Source organism: uncultured Sulfitobacter sp., assembly GCF_947502895.1.
Lineage (GTDB): Bacteria > Pseudomonadota > Alphaproteobacteria > Rhodobacterales > Rhodobacteraceae > Sulfitobacter.
On sequence record NZ_CANNBM010000001.1, the window covers coordinates 1139818 to 1160549 of the forward strand.

At 57.4% G+C, this 20732-nt stretch carries 20 protein-coding genes and 1 riboswitch; of the genes, 10 read left to right on the top strand and 10 right to left on the bottom strand.

The genetic code is table 11. The annotated features are described in order from the left end of the window. Positions 1 to 11: 11 nt before the first annotated feature. Entirely contained in the window at positions 12 to 440 is a 429-nt protein-coding gene (locus Q0903_RS05680; RefSeq protein WP_299026280.1) for a 6,7-dimethyl-8-ribityllumazine synthase, read from the top strand. A gap of 19 nt (positions 441 to 459) precedes the next feature. On the opposite strand, the gene Q0903_RS05685 is transcribed toward Q0903_RS05680, so the two are convergent. The 3 genes from Q0903_RS05685 to thiB are packed head-to-tail and all read right to left on the bottom strand — an operon-like array spanning position 460 to position 3663. Further along, positions 460 to 1152 carry an ATP-binding cassette domain-containing protein gene (locus Q0903_RS05685; RefSeq protein ID WP_299413613.1) on the bottom strand — a complete coding sequence of 231 codons (693 nt, stop codon included), beginning with the start codon at positions 1150 to 1152 and terminating at the stop codon, positions 460 to 462. Further along, positions 1139 to 2695: a thiamine/thiamine pyrophosphate ABC transporter permease ThiP gene (locus tag Q0903_RS05690; protein WP_299413616.1), complete on the bottom strand. Its 1557-nt coding sequence runs from the start codon at positions 2693 to 2695 to the stop codon at positions 1139 to 1141. Before Q0903_RS05690 ends, Q0903_RS05685 begins: the two co-directional genes overlap by 14 nt. Further along, positions 2671 to 3663: a thiamine ABC transporter substrate binding subunit gene (gene thiB / locus Q0903_RS05695; protein ID WP_299026294.1), complete on the bottom strand. Its 993-nt coding sequence runs from the start codon at positions 3661 to 3663 to the stop codon at positions 2671 to 2673. Before thiB ends, Q0903_RS05690 begins: the two co-directional genes overlap by 25 nt. Positions 3664 to 3697: 34 nt before the next feature. Continuing rightward, a riboswitch (TPP riboswitch) is annotated at positions 3698 to 3797 on the bottom strand. A 92-nt stretch (positions 3798 to 3889) separates the two neighbouring features. Between thiB and aroC the strand changes: the two genes are divergently transcribed. From aroC to Q0903_RS05715, 4 genes are all read left to right on the top strand, one after another. Then, positions 3890 to 5197, top strand: a complete 1308-nt coding sequence (gene aroC, locus Q0903_RS05700) for a chorismate synthase (protein WP_299413620.1) — start codon at positions 3890 to 3892, stop codon at positions 5195 to 5197. A 76-nt stretch (positions 5198 to 5273) separates the two neighbouring features. Beyond that, on the top strand, positions 5274 to 6251 hold the full coding sequence (locus tag Q0903_RS05705) for a DMT family transporter (RefSeq protein WP_299413623.1): 978 nt from the start codon (positions 5274 to 5276) through the stop codon (positions 6249 to 6251). A 23-nt stretch (positions 6252 to 6274) separates the two neighbouring features. Then, entirely contained in the window at positions 6275 to 6874 is a 600-nt protein-coding gene (gene cobO / locus Q0903_RS05710) for a cob(I)yrinic acid a,c-diamide adenosyltransferase (RefSeq protein WP_299413625.1), read from the top strand. Between the two features lie 122 nt (positions 6875 to 6996). Beyond that, positions 6997 to 7944: a cyclase family protein gene (locus tag Q0903_RS05715; protein WP_299413628.1), complete on the top strand. Its 948-nt coding sequence runs from the start codon at positions 6997 to 6999 to the stop codon at positions 7942 to 7944. 97 nt (positions 7945 to 8041) lie between these two features. On the opposite strand, the gene Q0903_RS05720 is transcribed toward Q0903_RS05715, so the two are convergent. Continuing rightward, entirely contained in the window at positions 8042 to 8911 is an 870-nt protein-coding gene (locus Q0903_RS05720) for a branched-chain amino acid aminotransferase (protein WP_299026309.1), read from the bottom strand. A gap of 163 nt (positions 8912 to 9074) precedes the next feature. On the opposite strand from Q0903_RS05720, the gene Q0903_RS05725 reads away from it, so the two are divergent. From Q0903_RS05725 to dxs, 5 genes are all read left to right on the top strand, one after another. Then, positions 9075 to 9584 (top strand): MarR family transcriptional regulator, encoded by a 510-nt coding sequence (locus tag Q0903_RS05725; protein ID WP_299026312.1) that lies wholly within the window; start codon positions 9075 to 9077, stop codon positions 9582 to 9584. Then, complete coding sequence (locus Q0903_RS05730; RefSeq protein ID WP_299413632.1) at positions 9581 to 10282, top strand: response regulator; 702 nt, start codon at positions 9581 to 9583, stop codon at positions 10280 to 10282. The genes Q0903_RS05725 and Q0903_RS05730 overlap by 4 nt, the downstream gene beginning before the upstream one ends. Before the next feature lie 151 nt (positions 10283 to 10433). Beyond that, complete coding sequence (locus tag Q0903_RS05735; RefSeq protein ID WP_299026316.1) at positions 10434 to 10676, top strand: exodeoxyribonuclease VII small subunit; 243 nt, start codon at positions 10434 to 10436, stop codon at positions 10674 to 10676. Positions 10677 to 10732: 56 nt separating this feature from the next. Next, positions 10733 to 11545 (top strand): farnesyl diphosphate synthase, encoded by an 813-nt coding sequence (locus Q0903_RS05740; protein ID WP_299414484.1) that lies wholly within the window; start codon positions 10733 to 10735, stop codon positions 11543 to 11545. Positions 11546 to 11555: 10 nt separating this feature from the next. Then, the gene (gene dxs / locus Q0903_RS05745) at positions 11556 to 13484 is read left to right on the top strand and encodes a 1-deoxy-D-xylulose-5-phosphate synthase (protein WP_299413635.1); all 1929 of its coding nucleotides are present in this window, start codon (positions 11556 to 11558) and stop codon (positions 13482 to 13484) included. On the opposite strand, the gene Q0903_RS05750 is transcribed toward dxs, so the two are convergent. The 6 genes from Q0903_RS05750 to Q0903_RS05775 all read right to left on the bottom strand — a co-directional run bounded on the left by Q0903_RS05750 (position 13481) and on the right by Q0903_RS05775 (position 20594). Next, positions 13481 to 14302 (bottom strand): ion transporter, encoded by an 822-nt coding sequence (locus tag Q0903_RS05750; RefSeq protein WP_299026322.1) that lies wholly within the window; start codon positions 14300 to 14302, stop codon positions 13481 to 13483. The two genes, dxs and Q0903_RS05750, sit on opposite strands and share 4 nt — an antisense overlap. A gap of 78 nt (positions 14303 to 14380) precedes the next feature. Further along, positions 14381 to 15238: an SDR family oxidoreductase gene (locus Q0903_RS05755; RefSeq protein WP_299413639.1), complete on the bottom strand. Its 858-nt coding sequence runs from the start codon at positions 15236 to 15238 to the stop codon at positions 14381 to 14383. Positions 15239 to 15325: 87 nt separating this feature from the next. Then, positions 15326 to 15574 (bottom strand): hypothetical protein, encoded by a 249-nt coding sequence (locus Q0903_RS05760; protein WP_299026328.1) that lies wholly within the window; start codon positions 15572 to 15574, stop codon positions 15326 to 15328. Positions 15575 to 15716: 142 nt separating this feature from the next. Further along, on the bottom strand, positions 15717 to 16421 hold the full coding sequence (locus Q0903_RS05765) for a YjbF family lipoprotein (protein ID WP_299413642.1): 705 nt from the start codon (positions 16419 to 16421) through the stop codon (positions 15717 to 15719). Further along, entirely contained in the window at positions 16418 to 18583 is a 2166-nt protein-coding gene (locus Q0903_RS05770; RefSeq protein ID WP_299026334.1) for a YjbH domain-containing protein, read from the bottom strand. The genes Q0903_RS05765 and Q0903_RS05770 overlap by 4 nt, the downstream gene beginning before the upstream one ends. Before the next feature lie 121 nt (positions 18584 to 18704). After that, positions 18705 to 20594 (bottom strand): nucleoside-diphosphate sugar epimerase/dehydratase, encoded by a 1890-nt coding sequence (locus Q0903_RS05775; protein ID WP_299026336.1) that lies wholly within the window; start codon positions 20592 to 20594, stop codon positions 18705 to 18707. Positions 20595 to 20732: the final 138 nt, after the last annotated feature.

Here is a 20732-nt window from a genome sequence, read left to right on the forward strand (position 1 = left end):
AGGAGATGACCATGACAGACACCCCAAAGACCCGCTTTGCCTTTGTAAAAGCGCAGTGGCATGCAGATATCGTTGACCGCGCCTATGATGGATTTGCGGAAAACACACCAAATGCACAAACAGATGTTTTCGATGTCCCCGGAGCTTTCGAGATGCCGCTCAAAGCACAACAACTGGCCAAATCAGGCAAATATGACGCTGTGATTTGCGCAGCCTTTGTCGTTGATGGCGGTATTTATCGACATGATTTCGTCGCCGCGGCGGTTGTTGACGGACTAATGCGTGTTGGGCTCGACACGGGCGTACCCGTATTGTCGGTATCACTTACCCCCCACCAGTATCAGGAGACTGATCATCACAACACAATCTACCGCGCACATTTTGTCGAGAAGGGCCGCGAAGCCGCGCGTGCCGCTCTCGCAATTACCTCGGACGCCTAGGCCCTATTTTTCGACAATATCAGCCAAGGTATGCACGCAACTCCGGCGGTGGATCATCCATCAACGCTGCCGCCGGACGGGGCGCATGGGCGTGACCACCCTCAACAAATATGACTTCATCCGCGATACGCCGCACGTCTTCGGGCGCATGTGTGACCATTACCAGCGCAGCTTTTGTCTGGCCTACCATATCCTGCACCAAATCAAGCATTTCGTTGCGCAAGGCGGGGCCAAGCGCCGCAAAAGGCTCGTCCAATAAAACGAGGGGCCGCGCCTGCACCAGCACCCGTGCCAAAGCCACGCGGCTTTGCTGTCCACCAGACAGACTTCCAGGTTTGGTTGCCGCAAATCGCGATAGATCAACACGCATCAGCGCTTCTTCAACCCGCTGACGCTCTTGCGCGTTCATTCCGAGGTCTGGCCGTAGCCCAAGACCGACGTTTTGCAGAACCGTCAAATGGGGAAACAGGTTGTTGTCCTGAAACAGCATAGTCATGGGCCGTGCGCCCGGATCTGCATCCGTAATATCAGCACCCTGCCAAAGCATCCGCCCTGCCGACAGCGGCACAAACCCGCAAAGCGCCGCCAGCAGCGTGGATTTCCCCGCCCCTGATGGACCAATCACAGCATAACGCCGACCCGCCTCCAGCGTAAAATCGGCACGCATCTGGAAGTCACCTTGCGCGATCAACGTTTCCTCAAGTCTCAGCACGCCAGCGCCCTCCCTTATCGCATATCCAGAACACCCCAAGGCTCAGCGCAAGCAGCAGCAACGCTGCCCCTGCCGCCGCATCCATGCGGTAAGCCCCCATCAGTCGCACCATCTGCAGCGGCAGTGTGACACGGTCAGGATCGGCAAACAGCGCAATCACCCCCAAATCACCCATCGACAATGCCCCCGTAAGACCCGCCGCGAAACCGATCTGCGCACGCAGTCGCGGGATGAGCACCACCCGCCACAACCGCCAGCCCGTCAGGCCCAACATCATACTCAACCGTCCGTATTGCTGCACCGCATCCCGCATGGGCGGCACCAGAATGCGCAGAGCAAAGGGCAACGCCATCATCGCGTTGACCACCACAGTCACCGCCAGCGCAAAATCGAACGGATCAGCGTAGGGGTTGATAACAATGAACCACCCCGTCCCGATCATCAGCGGCGAGGCCGAAAGGCCCAGCAGGCCCACTGCCTCTACCCCGCCCTTACGCCTGCCCGCGATCCAGCCAGCAATCGGGAGAGCCAAGACCAACAGCAAAAAGATGCTCAGCGTAGCTACGCCAATAGACACACCCGCAGCCTGAAAAACCGCCGCAGGCATCTGCGGCAGCCCCATTAACCCGCGTAAAATAACAGCCGCCAGAGGGACCAATAGAAACAGCGCAGCCGATACGATTACAGCGACATCCAAACCACGCTGTAACCCACCGCGCGCGTCCCAGCGGGGCATCACGCGGTCCAGTCCGCCGCCCACGCTGATGGTCGGTACCAGCCAAAGCGCGATCAGCGCCATGCCACCTGCCAGCACCAGCTGCACCACCGATAGCAGCGCCGCCCGCCCCAAATCAAAATCAAAGCGAAACGCCTGATAAATCGCCAGCTCAATCGTGGTGGCACGGGGTCCACCACCCAGCGTCAGCGCCACTGCAAAACTGGTCAGGCAAATCACAAACACCAGCGCCAATGCACCAGGCACCACCTGCACCAGCATCGGCCATTCCACTGCACGAAACATTGCACGCGGGGTCAACCGCAACTGTGCACACAAGCGGAACCGCTCAGCGGGAATGTTCTGCCAACCTTGCAGCAGCAGCCGCGTGGCCAGTGGCAGATTAAAGAACACATGGGCCAGCACCACGCCATGAAAGCCATAAATCGATACGTCGGGAAGGCCCACCGCCCCCAGCGCCGAATTTACCCAACCACTGCGGCCAAAGACAGTCAAAAGACCCAGCACAGCAACGATCGCTGGTAAGATAAACGGTGCACCTAACAGCGTGACCAACGCGCCGCGCCCGACGAAACGCCGCCGCGCCAGCGCACGTGCAACAGGCACTGCCAACACAACGGAAAAAACTGCAGAACATGCCGCCTGCAAGACCGTGAACCGGATTGCAGCCACATCAGCTGCACCCAAACCAGCGCCCGCCTCGGCGCGGCTTATCACTGCGCCCAGCGCCAAAGCGATCAGCGCCAGCACAAAAAGTGCGGCACTGATCCCCGTCTTAGTGCTTATCTGGAAAGTGCGGAGAGCCATTCAGCCAATGCTTCCTCGCGGATCGCAGGAACATCTGCCGCTGGCGTCAACAACGCTTTTTCAGGAATGGTTAGCGTCTCAAACCCTGCTGGCAGACCGCCGCTCGGGGTTACAGCAGGATACATCCAGTTGGTTGTGGGCAGGATCGTCTGGGCCGCATCCGACACCATAAAGTTCAAAAATGTCTCTGCCAGTTCAGGTTGGTCTGTTCCCGCAAGAACACCCGCAACCTCGATCTGCATATAGTGACCCTCATCAAACTCTGCCGCAGCCTTACTGTCGTCCTCTTCCGCGATCAGATGATAGGCTGGCGAGGTCGTGTAGCTCAGCACCATGTCGGCCTCGCCCTCCAGAAACAGGCCATAGGCCTCGGACCAGCCTTTGGTCACTGTCACGACGTTATCTGCCATCGCTTCCCAGATCGCCGGCGCTTCCTCGCCATAAGCGGCTTTGACCCACATCAGCAGGCCCAATCCAGGAGTAGAGGAACGTGGGTCCTGAATGACGATCTTCAGATCACTTGCGCCCAACTCTTTGAAATTCGCAGGCGGCGTCAGATCCTTGTTATGCACAAAGGCGAAATAGCCCCAGTCATATGGCGCAAAAACCGCATCATCCCATGCAATCGGCAGCGCATATTCCGCACTTACAGCCGTTTCCGTGAACAGCCCCGTTTCCTTGGCCGCAGCGATCAGGGAGGTATCCAACCCCATCACAACATCAGCGTCCGAGCGTGCGCCCTCCAGCTTGAGCCGCGCCAGCAACGCCGCCCCGTCGCCAAGACCCACAAGGTTGAGATCACAGCCGCAGGTTTCCTCAAACGCTTTTTCAATCGCAGGACCAGGACCCCAATCGCTTACAAAGCTGTCATAAGTATAAACCACCAACTCCGGCGTATCGGCCATTGCAGCTGTGGTCAGAAATGTAGTGGCAGTCAGTGTTGCAGTCGCAAACGTGAGATACTTCATAGCATCCTCCAAATTGCGGCGCAGAGAGGTGTTGGAAGTATGTCCAGACCTTCCCTCCGCCGGTGTTAACCGGTTCAGGTTCTACGGGTCTGTACTGTTGTACATCTCAGCCATTGGCACCCCGAGGTATCGCAATAGGTAGGAGGGCCGCGTCCCTTTGGCAAGCCAAAAACCCTTGAGACAGCGCGCCTGCGCCGTTAAGGCAGGAAGCAAAGGAGCACTCCGCATGTCGATCAACAGCTTTGGCCATCTTTTCCGCGTGACCACATGGGGCGAAAGCCACGGACCTGCCTTGGGGGCGACCGTTGATGGATGCCCTCCCGGAGTTCGGATCACGCCTGAAATGATCCAGCACTGGCTGGACAAGCGTAAACCCGGCCAGAACAAATATACCACCCAACGCCGCGAGGCCGACGAGGTGCGCATTCTGTCCGGTACTTTCGAGGGTGTGACAACAGGCACGCCAATTCAGTTGATGATTGAAAACACCGATCAACGGTCAAAAGACTACGGCGATATCAAAGAGAAATTCCGCCCGGGTCATGCCGACATTACGTATTTCCAGAAATATGGTGTGCGCGACTATCGCGGTGGCGGGCGCTCTTCTGCCCGTGAAACAGCCAGCCGCGTGGCAGCAGGCGGGCTGGCCCGTGAAGCGATCAAAGCGATTGCACCGAACGTCGAAATCACGGGCTACATGGTGCAAATGGGCCCACACCAGATTAACCGTGATGCCTTTGACTGGGAGCAGATCGAGCAAAACCCGTTCTGGGTGCCAGACGCACAGGCGGCAACCGATTGGGCCACCTATCTGGACGGCCTGCGCAAATCAGGCTCCTCCGTCGGCGCAATCATCGAAGTCACTGCGCGCGGCGTGCCCGCAGGCGTTGGCGCACCAGTCTACGGTAAACTCGACACCGATCTGGCAGCCGCCATGATGAGCATCAATGCCGTCAAAGGCGTGGAAATCGGCGAAGGTATGTCAGCCGCCATGCTGACAGGCGAATTGAACGCAGACGAGATTTTCATGGGTGATGACATTGTTGAGATTGTACTTGTTGGCGCACACATCACTGAAAAGCTAGTGATGTTACCTGCTAGTAACGGCCAGATCGAACGTTGGTTCAACCTCGATGACCTCGACTACGCCGCCGAAGTCTCAGGCGGCGTCATGATGCATCTTGCACGAAATAAACTATCCAGGAGAGAAATTCCAAACACCGATTTGCCAATCGTCACTCCCGCAGGACCGCGCTATTCCTCCAATCACGCGGGCGGCATCCTTGGCGGGATCAGCACAGGACAGGACATTGTTGTGCGGTTTGCCGTCAAGCCTACGTCCTCCATCCTGACAACGCGCAAGACGATCACCAAATCCGGCGAGGAAACCGAGATCATCACCAAAGGCCGTCACGACCCTTGTGTGGGCATCCGTGCGGTTCCTGTAGGCGAGGCGATGATGGCATGTGTGATCCTGGACCACCTGTTGCTACACCGCGGTCAGATTGGTGAAAATCGCGGTGTCATTGGCTAACCCGACAACGGTTCTTCAAGAATTTGCCACCACATCAGATGCTTGATCTTTACCGCTTCAAGGCGCAAAGAAAGGCATGGCGCATGATTTAACCCAGAACAGGCCGGGCACGGCAATCGCGCTTCGGTTGATTTCAATCTTTCTGTTTATGGTCATGGCTGCCCTGATCAAGAGTGCGTCACAGACTGTTCCGCCTGTCCAAGCGGTTTTCTTCCGCTCGTTTTTTGCCTTTCCCATTATTCTACTCTGGCTCTGGCAGCAGCATGATCTGCGCACAGGTCTGATCCCGCAAAACCTGATGGGCCATGTCTGGCGCGGACTGTTCGGAACCACCGCAATGGTGCTGACATTTGGCGGGCTCGGGCTGTTGCCGTTGCCCGAAGTCACCGCCATCGGTTACGCCACGCCTATGTTCACCGTCCTTTTCGCTGCCCTATTTCTGGGAGAGCGTATAAGGCTTTTCCGCCTGTCGGCTGTTGCATTGGGGTTGGTCGGCGTAATGATCGTAATGGCGCCCCGCCTTTCACTGGACAGCAACAGCGTGACCACCCTCGCAACCCTCGGCGCGCTGATGGTGCTGGCTGCTTCAATACTCAGAGCATTGGTGCAAATTCATGTGCGCCGTCTGGTTCAGACCGAACACACCGCCGCGATTGTGTTCTACTTTTCGCTCACGGCCAGTTGCCTGTCCCTCATGACATACCCCTTGGGCGAATGGACCGGATGGGCGCCCCTCGATTGGGTCATGCCGGGCTGGAAAGTCGCAGGATTAATGATCGCCGCTGGACTTGTCGGAGGTGTTGCGCAGATTCTGGTCACCACATCGCTGCGCTTTGGGGCTGCCTCTACCCTCGCCCCGTTTGACTATTCGTCCATGATCTTTGCCAGCCTCATCGGCTGGATCGTTTTCGGAGAGCTGCCGACTTCTGCAATCATCACCGGTGCTGCCCTTGTGATCGCAGGGGGCGTTTTGATTATCTGGCGCGAACGGCAATTGGGACTGGACAGAAGCAAAGCAAAGGCCAGTATCCCACCCCAAGGCAGCCCTGGCTAACACCCTCATTAGAAAGCACTCCCATGACAGACGACACCGACCACAAAAAACAGATGCAGGAAGTACAGGCCAAGCAGCGCGCACGCGTGGCTGATCTGAAAGACCCCGAAAAGAGTCTGGTGCTTGTCCATACCGGCAACGGCAAGGGCAAATCCTCATCCGCCTTCGGCGTGATCATCCGCGCATTGGGCTGGAAGCAGAAAGTTGGCGTGGTCCAGTTTATCAAGGGCAAGTGGATCACCGGAGAGCGCCAGTTCTTTGACCGTTTGGGCGAAGTGACATGGCACACCATGGGCGAAGGGTTCACATGGGACACGCAAGACAAAGACCGCGACATCGCCGCCGCGGAGGCCGCATTCGCCAAAGGCCGTCAAATGATGGAGAGTGGTGACTATGACCTGATCGTCATGGACGAAATCAACATCGCCCTGCGCTATGATTATCTTGACGTGGCGAATGTAATCGCTGGCCTAGAAGCACGCGACAAACGTACAGGTGTGATTCTGACAGGCCGCGATGCCAAGCCCGAATTGTGCGACTATGCCGATCTGGTTTCGGAGATGACCGAGATAAAACATCCCTTCAAATCAGGGATCAAAGCCCAGCGCGGTGTTGATTTCTAGGAAGGCATACTCCCGCGTATGTTGATAATTTTCGCGAAGCCTAACTCCCGTGCTAGCCTGCAAGCCTAGACAGGGCGAATCGTCCCACCAGAGGGCAGCCCGTCCAATAGTGGAGGATTGATATGACTTTGAAGAAAATAGCAGGGCTTTGTCTTGGCTTGACCCTTGGTGCGGGTGCGGCATTCGCCGAATGCACCTCGACCAGCCAATGGGGTCCGGAAGATACGCTCGGCTCGGCCAACCTTGTGACGCCGGATCGCACGATGCAAGCAGCCAAGCTGATCAAGCAGGGCAAATCCATGCCGCTGGGCATTGCCATCGGACCAAACACGCCAGCGTTCCCGCCCCGCTCGCTCAGCTTGCAGGTGGTGCAGCCTAACCAGCAAGGCGGGCAGAAACTGTCGGGCTTTGGCTATGAGGGCAACTATAACGACGACATCTTGCAAACATGGATCGGCATCGGATCACAGCTGGATGGTCTGGGCCACCTCGGAGAAGGCGGTCACTATTACAACTGTCTGGACGAGAAAGAGATCAGCGCAATCACCGGACTGACAAAACTGGGCACCCATGCCGTGCCACCACTGGTGGGCCGTGCCGTTATACTGGACATGGCAGCGCATGCGGGTGTGGATGTGATGCCAGCAGGTGCCCACTTCGGCGAGACCGAGATAAAGGAAGCCGCAGAGGCCCAAGGTGTAACCATGGGTGAAGGCGATATCATTCTGTTCCATACAGGGTGGACCGAAGGCATGCTGGAAAGCGACCCGACGGCTTGGGGCAGCTCCGAGCCAGGTCTCAACAACGAAGGGGCCGTCTATCTCGCGTCTCTTAACCCGATGGCCGTTGGTGCAGACACATGGGGGCTAGAGCCGATCCCTGCGCCCGAAGGGGACAAGGTGTTCTATGGCCACGTCACTTTGCTCAAAGAAAACGGCATCTATATTCTAGAGACAATGAATGTAGGACCACTGCTGCGCGAAGGTGTGAACGAATTTATGTTCGTTCTGGGCCAGCCACGCATTGTTGGCACTGTACAAGCAATGATCAATCCGGTGGCGCTGTACTAAACGCTTATGCACTGAACCCGATGGTTTGCGGGGCCTTCGGCCCCGCCACGCCACCAGCCCGCGCTGCGCGCGGGCTGGTGGCCCCAAGTGTCACAAATCAGCTGCGCACCAGCTTCTCGTAGCTTTCTGCGATGTCACGGGTCAGCGCCCCGACTTCGAAATGGTAGTCACCGATCTGACCAACAGGCGTGACCTCAGCAGCTGTACCCGTCAACCAACACTGCTCGAAACCTTCCAGCTCTTCGGGCATGATATGACGCTCGTGCACGGTGATACCGCGCTCGCGCAGCATCCCGATCACCGTTTGCCGTGTGATGCCGTTGAGAAAGCAGTCGGGATCGGGCGTATGCACTTCGCCATTCTTGACGAAGAAGATGTTGGCACCCGTCGCCTCGGCCACATAGCCGCGATAGTCATACATCATCGCGTCGGAGCACCCTTTGGCCTCGGCCGCATGCTTTGACATGGTGCAGATCATGTACAACCCTGCCGCCTTGGCATGACTGGGGATCGTTTCAGGCGAGGGGCGCTTCCACTTGGAAATGTCGAGCTTGGCACCCTTCATTTTGGCGTCCCCATAATAGGCACCCCATTCCCATGCAGCGATGGCCACGCGCACAGGGTTCTTTTGTGAAGCTACGCCCATATCTTCGCCCGCGCCACGCCAGGCAATCGCCCGCACATAGGCGTCTTTCAGACCCGATGCTGCCAGCACTTCGGCTTTGGCGGCCTCAAGCTGATCCACGCTATAGGGGATTTCAAAATCAATCATCTGCGCCGAGCGATGCAACCGCTCTGAATGCTCACGGCTTTTGAAGATCTTGCCATTATAGGCCCGCTCACCCTCAAATACCGAAGAGGCATAGTGCATTGCATGGGTCAGGATATGTACATTTGCCTCCCGCCAAGGAGTCATTGTCCCGTCCATCCAGATGTGCCCATCACGGTCATCATATCCGCCAGCCATTGTATTTCCTTCCCGAAACGTGATTATTTTTCACATATTGCGTATGATGATGCAGTATCGACATATAGTTACGCAAAACCTGTTGCTGCGTAGCCTTTCGGGGTTGGAGTGTCAACAACACTGACATAAACTGGGCGCTGAAAATACCCTCGGGAGACTCTGCATGGACAGGCGCACATCCGCCCCCTCCACCGGCGAAGCATTGCTGTTTCTGACCGATGAACAGCTGCGACAAGGGATCGAGGCGATGTTCTTTGCCTATCGTGGTTTTACCGCCGATCCAGACCGTATTCTGGCCGATATGGCGTACGGGCGGGCGCACCACCGTGCCATCCACTTTATCGGGCGTGCGCCCAGCACAACCGTGAACAACCTGCTCAACATCCTCGGGGTCACAAAGCAGTCGCTGAACCGTGTATTGCGCACCCTGATTACCGATGGTCTGGTAGAAAGCAGGGTAGGCCGCATGGACAAGCGCGAGCGGCACCTCACACTGACACAGGCAGGACGCACTTTGGAACAAACCTTATCGGATGCCCAACGCGCGCGGATGCGCGCCGCATACCGCGAGGCAGGGCCAGAGGCGGTCGCAGGCTTTCGGACTGTGCTGGAAGCGATGATGGATACCGAAATGCGCAACAGCTATACACGCCTGAAGGATACCGCATCATGAGCGCACCAGACGCCCACCTGTTGATCGTAGACGATGACGAACGTATTCGCATGCTTTTACAGAAATTCCTGATGCGCCACGGGTTTCTGGTAACAGCCGCCCGCGATGCCGCTCATGCCAGGCGGGTTTTGTCAGGGTTGGAATTCGATATGATTATCCTCGATGTGATGATGCCCGGTGAGGATGGTCTGACCCTGACACGCGCCCTGCGTGAAACGATGACAACGCCCATCCTACTACTGACCGCCAAAGGCGAGACAGACAACCGCATCGAGGGGCTGGAGGCGGGGGCGGACGACTACCTCGCCAAACCGTTCGAGCCCAAGGAGCTGTTATTGCGCATCAACGCCATCTTGCGCCGCGTACCAGATGCCCCCGCCGAAGATACAGCACCGAAAGTGCTGAGCCTTGGTCCTATCCGCTATGATATGGAAAGGGGCGAGATGTGGCAGGGCGAAGAGCTGGTCCGTCTGACGGCCACCGAAGTACATTTGATGAAGATATTCTCGGCCAGACCGGGCGAGGCATTGAGCCGCTCGAAGCTGGTAGAAGAGTTGGGCCGCGACCGAGGCCAAGCGCAAGAGCGCGCTGTCGACGTGCAGATCACCCGCCTGCGCCGCAAAATCGAAGCCGACCCCAAGCAACCGCGCTACCTGCAAACGGTGCGCGGTGCAGGCTATATGTTGGCACCTGATTGATGCAGCCATCGGGGGCTAGCCCCCGCTGTCCCTGTCGGGACACCTCCCCCAGAGGATTTATGGCCAGAAAAAATACTCAATGCTGCAGCGGTGCTGGCCTTGCTGGAAAGGCACGATTATGGTGGTGCGGATTGAAGTGAAGAGAGACCTTATGACCGATACACCCGTGGACGAGATGAGCTTTGAAGCGGCGATGGCCGAACTGGAAACCGTTCTGGGCAAGCTGGAGCGTGGCGATGTAGCACTGGACGAGAGCATTACGCTCTATGAGCGCGGTGCGTTGCTGAAGGCGCGCTGTGAGGCGAAGCTGAAAGAAGCAGAAGAGAAGGTTGCGGCGATCACGCTGGATGCCGATGGAAACCCTGCCGGTCTGAAGCCTGTAGAAGGGCTGTAGCTGTGGGGGGATTTGCGCAAGCACTGGCCGATGCAGGCACAAGTGCAAGTGCGCGTATCGCAACTGAACTACAAGGTACTGACGGCGCGATCCGCGACGCGATGATCTATGCCACGTCCGGTGGCAAAGGGTTGCGTGCGTTTTTGGTAATGGAGTCGGCGCGACTGCACGGCGTAGCACCTGATCGTGCTTTGCCCGCCGCAGCGGCGATTGAAGCATTACACGCCTATTCGCTTGTGCATGACGATCTGCCTTGCATGGACGATGATGATCTGAGGCGCGGCCAACCAACCGTCCACCGCAAATGGGACGAGGCCACTGCTGTGCTGGCGGGTGATGCGCTGCAAACGCTTGCCTTTGATCTGGTGGCTCAAACCGTTTGCCCCGATGCTGCGCGGATCCATCTTGTGCGCAGTCTCGCGCATGCCTCTGGTGTTCGGGGAATGGTTGGCGGTCAGGCCCTTGATATAGCAGCCGAGACGGCCGAGGCTCCGCTTACCCTTGCACAGATCAAAGTTCTGCAAGCAGGCAAGACAGGTGCGCTGATCGAATGGGCTGCCACGGCTGGACCGCATATGGCACAAGCTGATGCCGCTGCACTGGGTCAATATGCCCGCGATCTGGGCCTCGCCTTTCAGATTGCCGATGATATCCTTGACGTCGAGGGCGATGCAGCCACCGTTGGCAAAGCCGTTGGGAAGGATGCAGGCGCGGGCAAAGCCACATTCGTGTCACTGCTAGGCCTTGATGGCGCCAAGGCGCAGGCGCAAATGCTGGTGACGGCCGCCTGTGACGTACTATCTGGATACGGCACGCAGGCCGATACGCTACGGGAGGCCGCGCAATTTGTGGTCGCACGCAAAAGCTAGGGACAAAGAGATGACCAATACGCCGAACACACCCCTGCTGGACCGGATAAACCGCCCCGCTGATATGAAAGCGCTCAGCGACACGCAGCTGACACAGCTGGCAGGTGAAGTACGCGCGGAAACAGTTTCTGCTGTCTCGGTCACAGGCGGGCATCTAGGTGCAGGCCTTGGCGTGGTTGAGCTGACCGTTGCACTGCATGCTGTTTTTGACACCCCCCGCGACAAGATCGTCTGGGACGTTGGCCACCAATGCTACCCTCATAAAATACTGACGGAACGGCGTGACCGCATCCGCACCCTGCGGATGGAGGGTGGATTGAGTGGCTTTACCAAACGGTCCGAATCTCCATATGATCCCTTTGGCGCGGCGCATAGCTCAACTTCTATTTCGGCTGCTTTGGGCTTTGCGGTAGCGCGCGATCTGGGCGGGGTAACGCCCGAAGGTCTGGGCGATGCAATTGCCGTGATCGGCGATGGCTCCATGTCCGCTGGCATGGCCTATGAGGCGATGAACAACGCAGGTCACCTGAAAAAGCGCCTGATCGTAATCCTGAACGATAACGAGATGAGCATTGCCCCCCCCGTTGGAGCAATGTCCGCCTATCTCAGCCGTCTTTATGCAGAAGAACCGTTTCAGGAACTGAAATCAGCCGCAAAAGGCGCCGTGAGCCTGCTGCCCTATCCGTTCCGTGAAGGGGCCAAACGCGCCAAGGATATGCTGAAAGGTATGACAGTAGGCGGCACCCTGTTCGAGCAGTTGGGCTTTAGCTATGTCGGCCCCATTGACGGGCATGACATGAACCAGCTGCTGCCGGTTTTGCGCACCGTCAAAGCGCGGGCAACAGGCCCGATCCTGATCCATGTCCTAACCAAAAAGGGCAAGGGTTATGGCCCTGCCGAGGCTGCACGCGACAAGGGCCATGCCACCGCGAAATTCAATGTCGTTACGGGCGAACAGAAAAAAGCGCCCAGCAACGCGCCAAGCTACACCAATGTCTATGCCGAAAGCCTGCTTCAGGAGGCGGCAGAGGATGACAAGATTTGTGCTGTGACTGCGGCGATGCCTGATGGCACGGGGCTTACCAAATTTCTGGAACGCTACGGCTCGCGCTGCTTTGACGTTGGTATCGCCGAACAACATGGTGTGACCTTTTCCGCGGCCCTCGCTGCGGGCGGGATGAAGCCCTTTTGCACGATGTATTCGACCTTTCTGCAGCGCGGCTATGATCAGGTTGTGCATGATGTGGCGATCCAGCGGTTGCCTGTGCGCTTTGCCATTGATCGCGCAGGGCTTGTGGGCGCTGATGGTGCAACCCACGCGGGGTCTTTCGACATCGCCTATCTTGCAAATCTGCCCGGATTTGTCGTTATGGCCGCGGCAGACGAGGCCGAGTTAAAGCATATGGTCGCCACCGCCGCAGCGCATAATGACGGGCCTATCGCCTTCCGCTTTCCACGCGGTGAAGGGCGCGGCGTGGACCTGCCCGAGCGTGGGAAACCACTGGAGATCGGCAAAGGCCGTATGATCGCTAAAGGCAGCCGTGTCGCAATACTGTCTTTCGGGACGCGGCTGGAGGAAGTTGAAAAAGCAGCGGAAGCGTTGGCCGCCAAGGGCATTACACCCACCATTGCAGATGCACGTTTTGCCAAACCACTGGACCGCGACATGATCCTTTCGCTGGCTGCCGATCACGAAGCACTGATCACCGTCGAGGAAGGTGCCGTTGGCGGCTTTGGCAGCCATGTGGCGCAACTGCTGGCGGAAGAAGGCGTATTTGATACAGGTCTGAAGTTCCGCTCAATGGTGCTGCCAGACATCTTTATAGATCAGGCAAGCCCTGCCGATATGTACGCCGTCGCAGGCATGAACGCCGAGCATATCGAAGCAAAAGTCCTCAACACACTGGGTATTGCTCAGATTGGTGCGCAGACCGCCTAGTCTTTGCGGGCTGCGATTAACTGGTCCAGCTTGGCCTCCAGCGCGACCAGTTTACCCTGCACGTCTTCACGGTAGGCATCGGTACTGGCGACTGATTCTTCGGCATGCGCGTCCTGCATGGAGTTCACGATCAAACCAACCAGCAGGTTCACCACCGCAAAGGTTGTCATCATGATAAACGGAACAAAGAACATCCATGCCAGTGGGTAAACCTCCATCACGGGGCGCACGATGCCCATCGACCAGCTTTCCAGTGTCATGATCTGGAACAGTGAATAACCCGAGCGCCCGAGTGTTCCGAACCACAGATTAAAATCCGCCGCTTGCTCGGGCGTACACAGATCACATCCCATGCCGAACAGTTTTGTGGCCATGACAGCGCCGATATAGAAAATCAGCGACATCAGCAGGAAAACCGAGGCCATACCCGGCAGCGCAGTCACAAATCCCTCAACCACGCGCCGCAGGTTGGGCGCGACCGAGATTATCCGCAGGACCCGCAAAATGCGCAGCGCCCGCAACGCCGAGAATCCTTCGGCCGCAGGGGCAAGCGAAATACCGACGATGATAAAATCAAAGATGTTCCATCCATCTCTGAAAAACCGCACGCGGTAGGCGATCAGTTTCGCCACCAGCTCAACCACAAAAATCGCCAGACAGATCTTGTCCAGCAACAGGATCAGTCCGCCAGCCCGCGCCATAATAGGCTTGGATGTCTCTAGCCCCAGAATAATCGCATTAAACAGGATCACCCCTAGGATCGTATTGCGAACAATGTTCGATTCCAAAGTAGCGGTCAGTTTCTGGATGGGTGTCATGGTGGCTCCGTCATGGACAGGTTCGGGTGTATATGGCGTGTCTGCCCCACTGCGACAAGGCAGCAACCTTTCTTTCGCTCAGGTATCGGATTGCGCCAGCATCGCTGCCAGTCCGCTGCGATAATCGGGATAAGCAGGCCGCCAACCCAGCACGTCTTTGATATGATCATTCCGCACCCGTTTGCTTTCTGCATAAAAGCTGCGTGCCATCGGCGTCATCTCAGCAGTCTCGAACGCGACCGCGGGCGGAACGGGCATGCCCAGCAATTCGGCAGCATGGCCGATCACGTCCTGAGGCGGGGCAGGATCATCATCACACAGGTTGTAAATCGCCCCTGATGAAGGCGCTTTTAAAGACAGCTCAAGCGCGAGGGCTATGTCCTCAACGTGGATGCGGCTGAACACTTGGCCCTCTTTTATGATTCGCCGCGCGGTGCCGTTGCGGACCTTGGAAAACGGCCCGCGCCCGGGGCCATAAATCCCCGCCAGCCGAAAGATGTGCAGCGGCAATCCCGCAATAGCTTGCCATGCTGCCTCCGCCTCCACACGGGCCTGCCCGCGCTTGGTGCTTGGGGTGAGGGGTGTCCGCTCGTCCACCCAGCCGCCTTGGTGATCGCCATAGACACCCGTTGTCGAAAGATAGCCGACCCAGCGCATTGCAGGGGCCGCTTTGGCCAAAGCGCCAGACAATTGGGCCAACACTGGGTCACCGTCTGGTCCTGGTCCTGCCGATATCAGGACATTGGGAAATTCCGCAATCAGTGGCTGCATGTCGGTGCCAGGCCATAGAACGGGTTCAACGCCTGTTGCGGCAATCGCATCCATTTTTTCAGGATCGCGGGTTGTCCCAATGATATGCCAGCCCTCAGGCACCAAACGCGCGGCAAGTGCCCGCGCAGAATACCCATGACCAAATGACAGCAATCGCTTGTCCATTCAGACAACCTTCCGGTTCCAAAGCCAAAACGAAAAACGGCCTCTCCGTTAGGAAAGGCCGCCTAATTCTGTTAAGTCTATAAAGACTTAGTCTTCTGGCTGGTCGCCGTGGCCGTCTACGGAGCCATCATCATCGTCGCCGCCGCCGGAAACCAGCGCCGCTACTGCAACAGCCGCCAGGATGCCGCCAACTACTGCTGGTGCGCCGATGCCGGAGCCGCCAGTTGGTACGTATGCGATTACATCATCGTCATCTTCTGCTGGCTTGATGGAGCCCGCGAAAGAAGCTGTCGCTGTGAAAGCTACCAATGTGGCTACGGAGATAATCTTAAACATGTTGTTCATCCTGTGTTAATAAATTCTGTTCGAGCCGAAGCTCATTTAAATTGGAGATAGCTTAAACAAATCAAGTTCTCAACGGTATTGTCGGGGGTAGACTACATTATTGGCGATGATCTGCCAAGTGTTGCACTGATGCCTAATTTTTAAGCAGAATCATTTCGAAATATCCCGCCACTGGACCGACCCATTGATTGGATTTTCGCACCACTCCAGTGCTACGTTCCACCCAGTACTCATTACGCAAATCCGCCCCACCTGCCACTGTACTCACACAGGTTTCGCGGAAGTGATTGGTTGTAAACGACCGATTTACAACAACAATTTTCTTAGACCCGAGGTTTCTTATGTCACAACGATATTGCATTTCGCTTGTTGTTACATCGCCATCGGAAACAATAAAGCTGCGCAAACCGCTACTGCTGGCCCCCGTGCGCAAAGCGTTAACGGCATAGTTTGCATCCGCAGCAATTATGTCACGCCCAATCCCTCTTGTGCCGATCACGACACCATTTCTCAGAAAAATCTGCGCGTCATCGGAGGATTTCCAGACTTCTACTTTACCTTGGGTCGAATCACGCCGCGATGCGGCACGCTGAAGGAAGTCACTACCGCCCGTATTGGCCGGGTTCACCTGCAATAGGGGAATCACAATCTTTGCGTAGCTCTCGGGTGTGACAACCACCTGCTGCGGTGGCTCGGCGCGGCGGGTCTGGACCGTGCTCAGCAATGTCGTCGCTAGAACGCGCGGAAGGCTTGTCTGATCCGTTGTGTCGGAGCTACAGGCCGCCAGCACACCAGCGATCAGCCCTGCGCCAACCAGACGTGATGCAATTTTCATCATTCCCAAACTCCAGACCAGTTTCCAACCAGCCCCTGACGGTGGCCGCTGCGGACCTGTTCATACAAACGGCCCGGTACATTCAGACGCGCGCCCCCATCACGGGAAAACGGCCTGATGGTTGTCGACCTGACCCGCGTATCGGGTTTGCCCAACAACCAGTTGGCGGGAATTGTAATCTTGATCCCCTTGTCGAATGATCCAGCGCCAAATTCCTCCGCTGTAGCGTCGGTCAGCGTAAAGAACCCGCCCAAACGCCAGCCATTTGCAAACTCACGTTCCAGCGTGAATGTCGCCCCCACATCGCCAGCCAGATAGCGCCCGACATCGACCTGTGCGGTCAGCCCGTGGTTAAACTCATAATAGGCCGAAGCATGGCCCGTCGCGATGCTGTAATCCTGAAATCCGAGCAAATCATCGAACGCACGCTGCTTGACGTAATTCGCCTCAACCCCGAAGGCCAGCCTGCTTGCCACCGGCTTCCACAATACCTCTGCCGAGACGCCGCCGAACATCCGCTCAAGATACCCTGCAGAGACACGCGCATACAGGTCAGGACCCGCTTTCCACTGGCGGCTGACATAGAGACGGGGAATGGATGTATCCCCCCCCTGGTCATACTCCACCGCGTCCGATCGAACACGCGGCAGATTGGATTGGTTCTGGCGGAAAATCTCCGAGACATTGCCCGTCAGACGGTGCTGCACCTGACCCGCGATCTTCCAACCGGGTGCGGGCTGGTAGGACATGCTCAGCGCGATGCCAGCATCTACACGAATAGGCTCGTTCGGGTCAAAATACCGTTGTGTCAGATACGGGCCGATGGCCCAGTTGAGCTTGGGGAATAATGTCTCGTTTCGCGCAGCACCTGCCAGCACTGGATCCGCACTGCCAAACCCCGTCACAGCCAGCAAGGCATCGGGAGAGTTAGGCGCAAACTCCAACGCTTCCAGATCCGAGCGGCGAAAGACCACAACCGACTGCGCCAGATCATTCACCACAGGCACAATGCGGAATGTCTCGACCGAGGCAGGCAGCACCCGCGCCATTGCCCGCGCCACACGTCCGACGGAAACCGCCACCGCACCATAACGCTGGTTGGAATACCGCACTTCTGTGGTCGATGTGGTTGTCTTGACCTCGATCAGCGTTAGGCCCTCGGCCTCCAGCAGCGGGATCAGCACATCGCGCACCTCAGCCGAGGCTTGCGCCTCGCTCACCAGCCAGTCGGTGTCATATTCGGCAGGGTCCGCACGGCGGCTTGGCCGCACGTCATAGGGGCGCGGCGCAGGGATGCGCAGCTTGGATACAGGACGGTTCGGGTTCAGCTGGATTTGCAGGTTCAGCCCCACTTCGGAGCCGTAGAGATAGTAGCCGCCCAAACGCACCCCGTTGGAGACCTGATACTCTGCGCCAAAGTTAAAGCGCGACTTGCGCTCGATCACGCCCTGCGTTGTCTCGACGTCATACGCGTCCGAGCTGTATTCAGCCTTCACGCCCCATTTGTCGTTAATCTGCCATTCCACACCGGCAAACGGTGCCGCCTCGCCGCGAAACCATTGGTCTACAGACAGCTCGCCACCCGTATCACCCGATTGGAACTGTGGACGGTTACTGCCAAACGGCGCACCAATGCTGCCAGAGCTGCCAAGACGCCCCCACCCCAGACCGACAGTCGCTTTGATATTCCCGGGAATGCGACCACCGGAAAAGTTTTTGGTCGCGGCCACGAACTCGCCCGCGTAGATGCCGGTGCCAGCGAAATCCTGCAAACCCACCGTCACGGCAGGCAGATACCGTCGTTCACGGTTGAGCAGAAAACGGATGTCAAAGCTGCGGTCACGGTAAGTGTCAAAGCCCGCGATATTCGCGTCCTTGATCCCCGAATAGCGAAAGCTGGCCTGTATCCGTGGCAGCGCCTGAAATGTCAGCGTCGTGCGTGTCGACGCCCCGAATGTAGAAATACCAATGGCAACCTGCCCGTCAGGCAACATTTCGGCCGAGGGCATGTCGATCAGGCCTGTCACACCGTAAAAGTTGAGGCTCGGACGGTTGGGTGTCTCGAAAACGGCGTCAGCACTTTGCGCGCTGCCAAGCGTCGGCAAAAGCGAAGCCGCGCCCAATAGCGCCGCACGAAGGCTGGTCTGTGCAAGATGTCGGATCATTATCTGCTCTCTGTCCGGAACTGTCTTTTCCGCAATTAATGCACCGCGCAGGTACAAGACGCAACAAAACCCCTATCCTGTCGCAGCAATTGGCGCATTGCGTGACAATTCTGCGCGCTGCTCAGGAAACGTCGGCCTTTTCAACAACCACCTGAAAACCTTCGACCCAGCGGCGGACCACATCGCGCGCCATATCTTCGTCACTTGCAACGAAGGCTTCGCGCAGGCTGCGCAGAGCGCTGGCGATCTCGATCTGGGATAGCCCTTCTTCGTGGGTCATGAAAATCTTGGGGTAAGTTGTACCCAGCAGATCATCGGAAAGAGTCAATTCTTCTGACATCTTCTCACCGGGGCGCAGACCCGTGATCTGGATTTCAATGTCGCCGTCAGGATTATCGGCATCGCGCACTTCATATCCCGCGCTTTCGATTACTTGGCGCGCCAGCCGCAGGATCGGGACAGGTTGCCCCATATCCAGAACGAACACTTCTGCGCCACGACTGATGGAGCAGGCCTGCAACACCAGCTGCACCGCTTCTTGCACGGTCATGAAATACCGCTCGACCCCTTTGTCGGTCACCGTCAGCGGGCCGCCACGGCTCAGCTGGTCCTGAAACAACGGCACAACCGACCCCGATGAGCCGAGGACGTTACCAAACCGCACCATCGAGAATACAGTGCCCTTTTTGTTGCCAACACGTGTGGCCATGTCGCGCACGACCAGCTCCGCCAGACGCTTGGACGCCCCCATGACATTGGCAGGCCGCACCGCCTTGTCAGAGGATATCAGCATGAAACGCTCGACCCCAGCCTTGGCAGCCTGTTCGGCCAGCGTTTGCGTGCCAAACACATTGTTCACCAGCCCCGTCAGCGGGTTCGCCTCGACCAGCGGAACATGCTTATATGCCGCCGCGTGCAGCACCACCTGAACCCCGTGTGTCAGCAGCAGCTTGCGCACCTGTCGGCTGTCCGTAACCGTCCCCAAAACGGGGATCAGCTCGATATCCAGATCGTCCTGTTCGATCACGCTGCGCAATTCCATGTCGATGTTATAAAGACCCAGTTCGCTCAACTCGAACAGGATCAGCTTGGCGGGTTTGCATTCAATCACCTGACGGCACAGTTCCGACCCGATAGAACCGCCAGCCCCTGAAATCAGAACAACCTTGTCGCGATAACTGTTGCTGGCATCCCCCAGCGGGTGATCCACCTCGACACGTCCGAGAAAGCTCTTGGCGGAAACGGGCGTCAACTGGTCCACCAGCGCCTCTTCCCCGATCAATTGCGAGAACGACGGCAGCGTCTGAACCTCAAGGCCCATCTTCTCCAACCGCCGCGCAATCTGCGCCTGTTTGGGCCGACTAAGCGAGGGCACCGCCAGCAGCACGCGATCAATCTGGTTTTCACGGACCACTTTCGCAATGTTGACCGCAGGAAAGACTGGCAACCGCTGCACGCGCATCCCGTGCAGACCCTTATTATCATCGACAAACGCAACTGGCTGGATCGTTTCATGTCCGCGCAAGGCCGAGACGATCTGCGACCCTGTGGTGCCCGCACCATAGATCAGGACCCGCGTGCGTGTGGCCGAATATCGGTAGACGGCCAGCACCAGCTGCAACAGGACGGCACGGCTCGCCACCGCAAAACAGAAAAACACCACCCCGAAAACCATATGCAGCCCGATGGGCAGGCCCAGTCCCGCAATATCGGAAAACACGATCGACGCGATGGTCAGTAGCAACGCATGAATACCCGTCAGACCAACCGATGCCGCCTCATAGGCGCTGACCTGAATGTCGCTGATCCCGATCCAGATCGAAATGCCGATCGTTGCAAAAATCATATAAGGCAGCAGCAACATATAGCTGCGCATGTTTTCCCAAGTACCTCCAGGCAAGTCCAGCGCAGCAAAGGCAAACAACAGCGCAAGCGGTACAAGCACGGCGTCTATCACCTGCATAACGCGGCGCTTTTGCGCTTTGTTCAGCGACTTGATCCAGTTCAACATGGCCCGTTCCAAAGTTACGGCAGCTTGTGGCCACCCGCATACCCCTGTGCCTTCATCGGCACGCCCCCCAGCGGGCCTTGGTATACTTCATTCTCTATATCCCGCCAGACTAAGGGGATTCGCCAAAAACGCATACCT

Bases quoted from the DNA above. Each gene is read 5' to 3' on its own strand.
- Q0903_RS05725 (WP_299026312.1), top strand. From the start codon at position 9,075: ATGGACAGGCGCACATCCGCCCCCTCCACCGGCGAAGCATTGCTGTTT.
- Q0903_RS05680 (WP_299026280.1), top strand. From the start codon at position 12: ATGACAGACACCCCAAAGACCCGCTTTGCCTTTGTAAAAGCGCAGTGG.
- cobO (WP_299413625.1), top strand. From the start codon at position 6,275: ATGACAGACGACACCGACCACAAAAAACAGATGCAGGAAGTACAGGCC.
- dxs (WP_299413635.1), top strand. From the start codon at position 11,556: ATGACCAATACGCCGAACACACCCCTGCTGGACCGGATAAACCGCCCC.
- Q0903_RS05760 (WP_299026328.1), bottom strand. From the start codon at position 15,574: ATGTTTAAGATTATCTCCGTAGCCACATTGGTAGCTTTCACAGCGACA.
- Q0903_RS05735 (WP_299026316.1), top strand. From the start codon at position 10,434: ATGACCGATACACCCGTGGACGAGATGAGCTTTGAAGCGGCGATGGCC.
- Q0903_RS05690 (WP_299413616.1), bottom strand. From the start codon at position 2,695: ATGGCTCTCCGCACTTTCCAGATAAGCACTAAGACGGGGATCAGTGCC.
- Q0903_RS05715 (WP_299413628.1), top strand. From the start codon at position 6,997: ATGACTTTGAAGAAAATAGCAGGGCTTTGTCTTGGCTTGACCCTTGGT.
- Q0903_RS05775 (WP_299026336.1), bottom strand. From the start codon at position 20,594: ATGTTGAACTGGATCAAGTCGCTGAACAAAGCGCAAAAGCGCCGCGTT.
- Q0903_RS05750 (WP_299026322.1), bottom strand. From the start codon at position 14,302: ATGACACCCATCCAGAAACTGACCGCTACTTTGGAATCGAACATTGTT.
- Q0903_RS05765 (WP_299413642.1), bottom strand. From the start codon at position 16,421: ATGATGAAAATTGCATCACGTCTGGTTGGCGCAGGGCTGATCGCTGGT.
- Q0903_RS05755 (WP_299413639.1), bottom strand. From the start codon at position 15,238: ATGGACAAGCGATTGCTGTCATTTGGTCATGGGTATTCTGCGCGGGCA.
- thiB (WP_299026294.1), bottom strand. From the start codon at position 3,663: ATGAAGTATCTCACGTTTGCGACTGCAACACTGACTGCCACTACATTT.
- aroC (WP_299413620.1), top strand. From the start codon at position 3,890: ATGTCGATCAACAGCTTTGGCCATCTTTTCCGCGTGACCACATGGGGC.
- Q0903_RS05770 (WP_299026334.1), bottom strand. From the start codon at position 18,583: ATGATCCGACATCTTGCACAGACCAGCCTTCGTGCGGCGCTATTGGGC.
- Q0903_RS05720 (WP_299026309.1), bottom strand. From the start codon at position 8,911: ATGGCTGGCGGATATGATGACCGTGATGGGCACATCTGGATGGACGGG.
- Q0903_RS05705 (WP_299413623.1), top strand. From the start codon at position 5,274: ATGGCGCATGATTTAACCCAGAACAGGCCGGGCACGGCAATCGCGCTT.
- Q0903_RS05730 (WP_299413632.1), top strand. From the start codon at position 9,581: ATGAGCGCACCAGACGCCCACCTGTTGATCGTAGACGATGACGAACGT.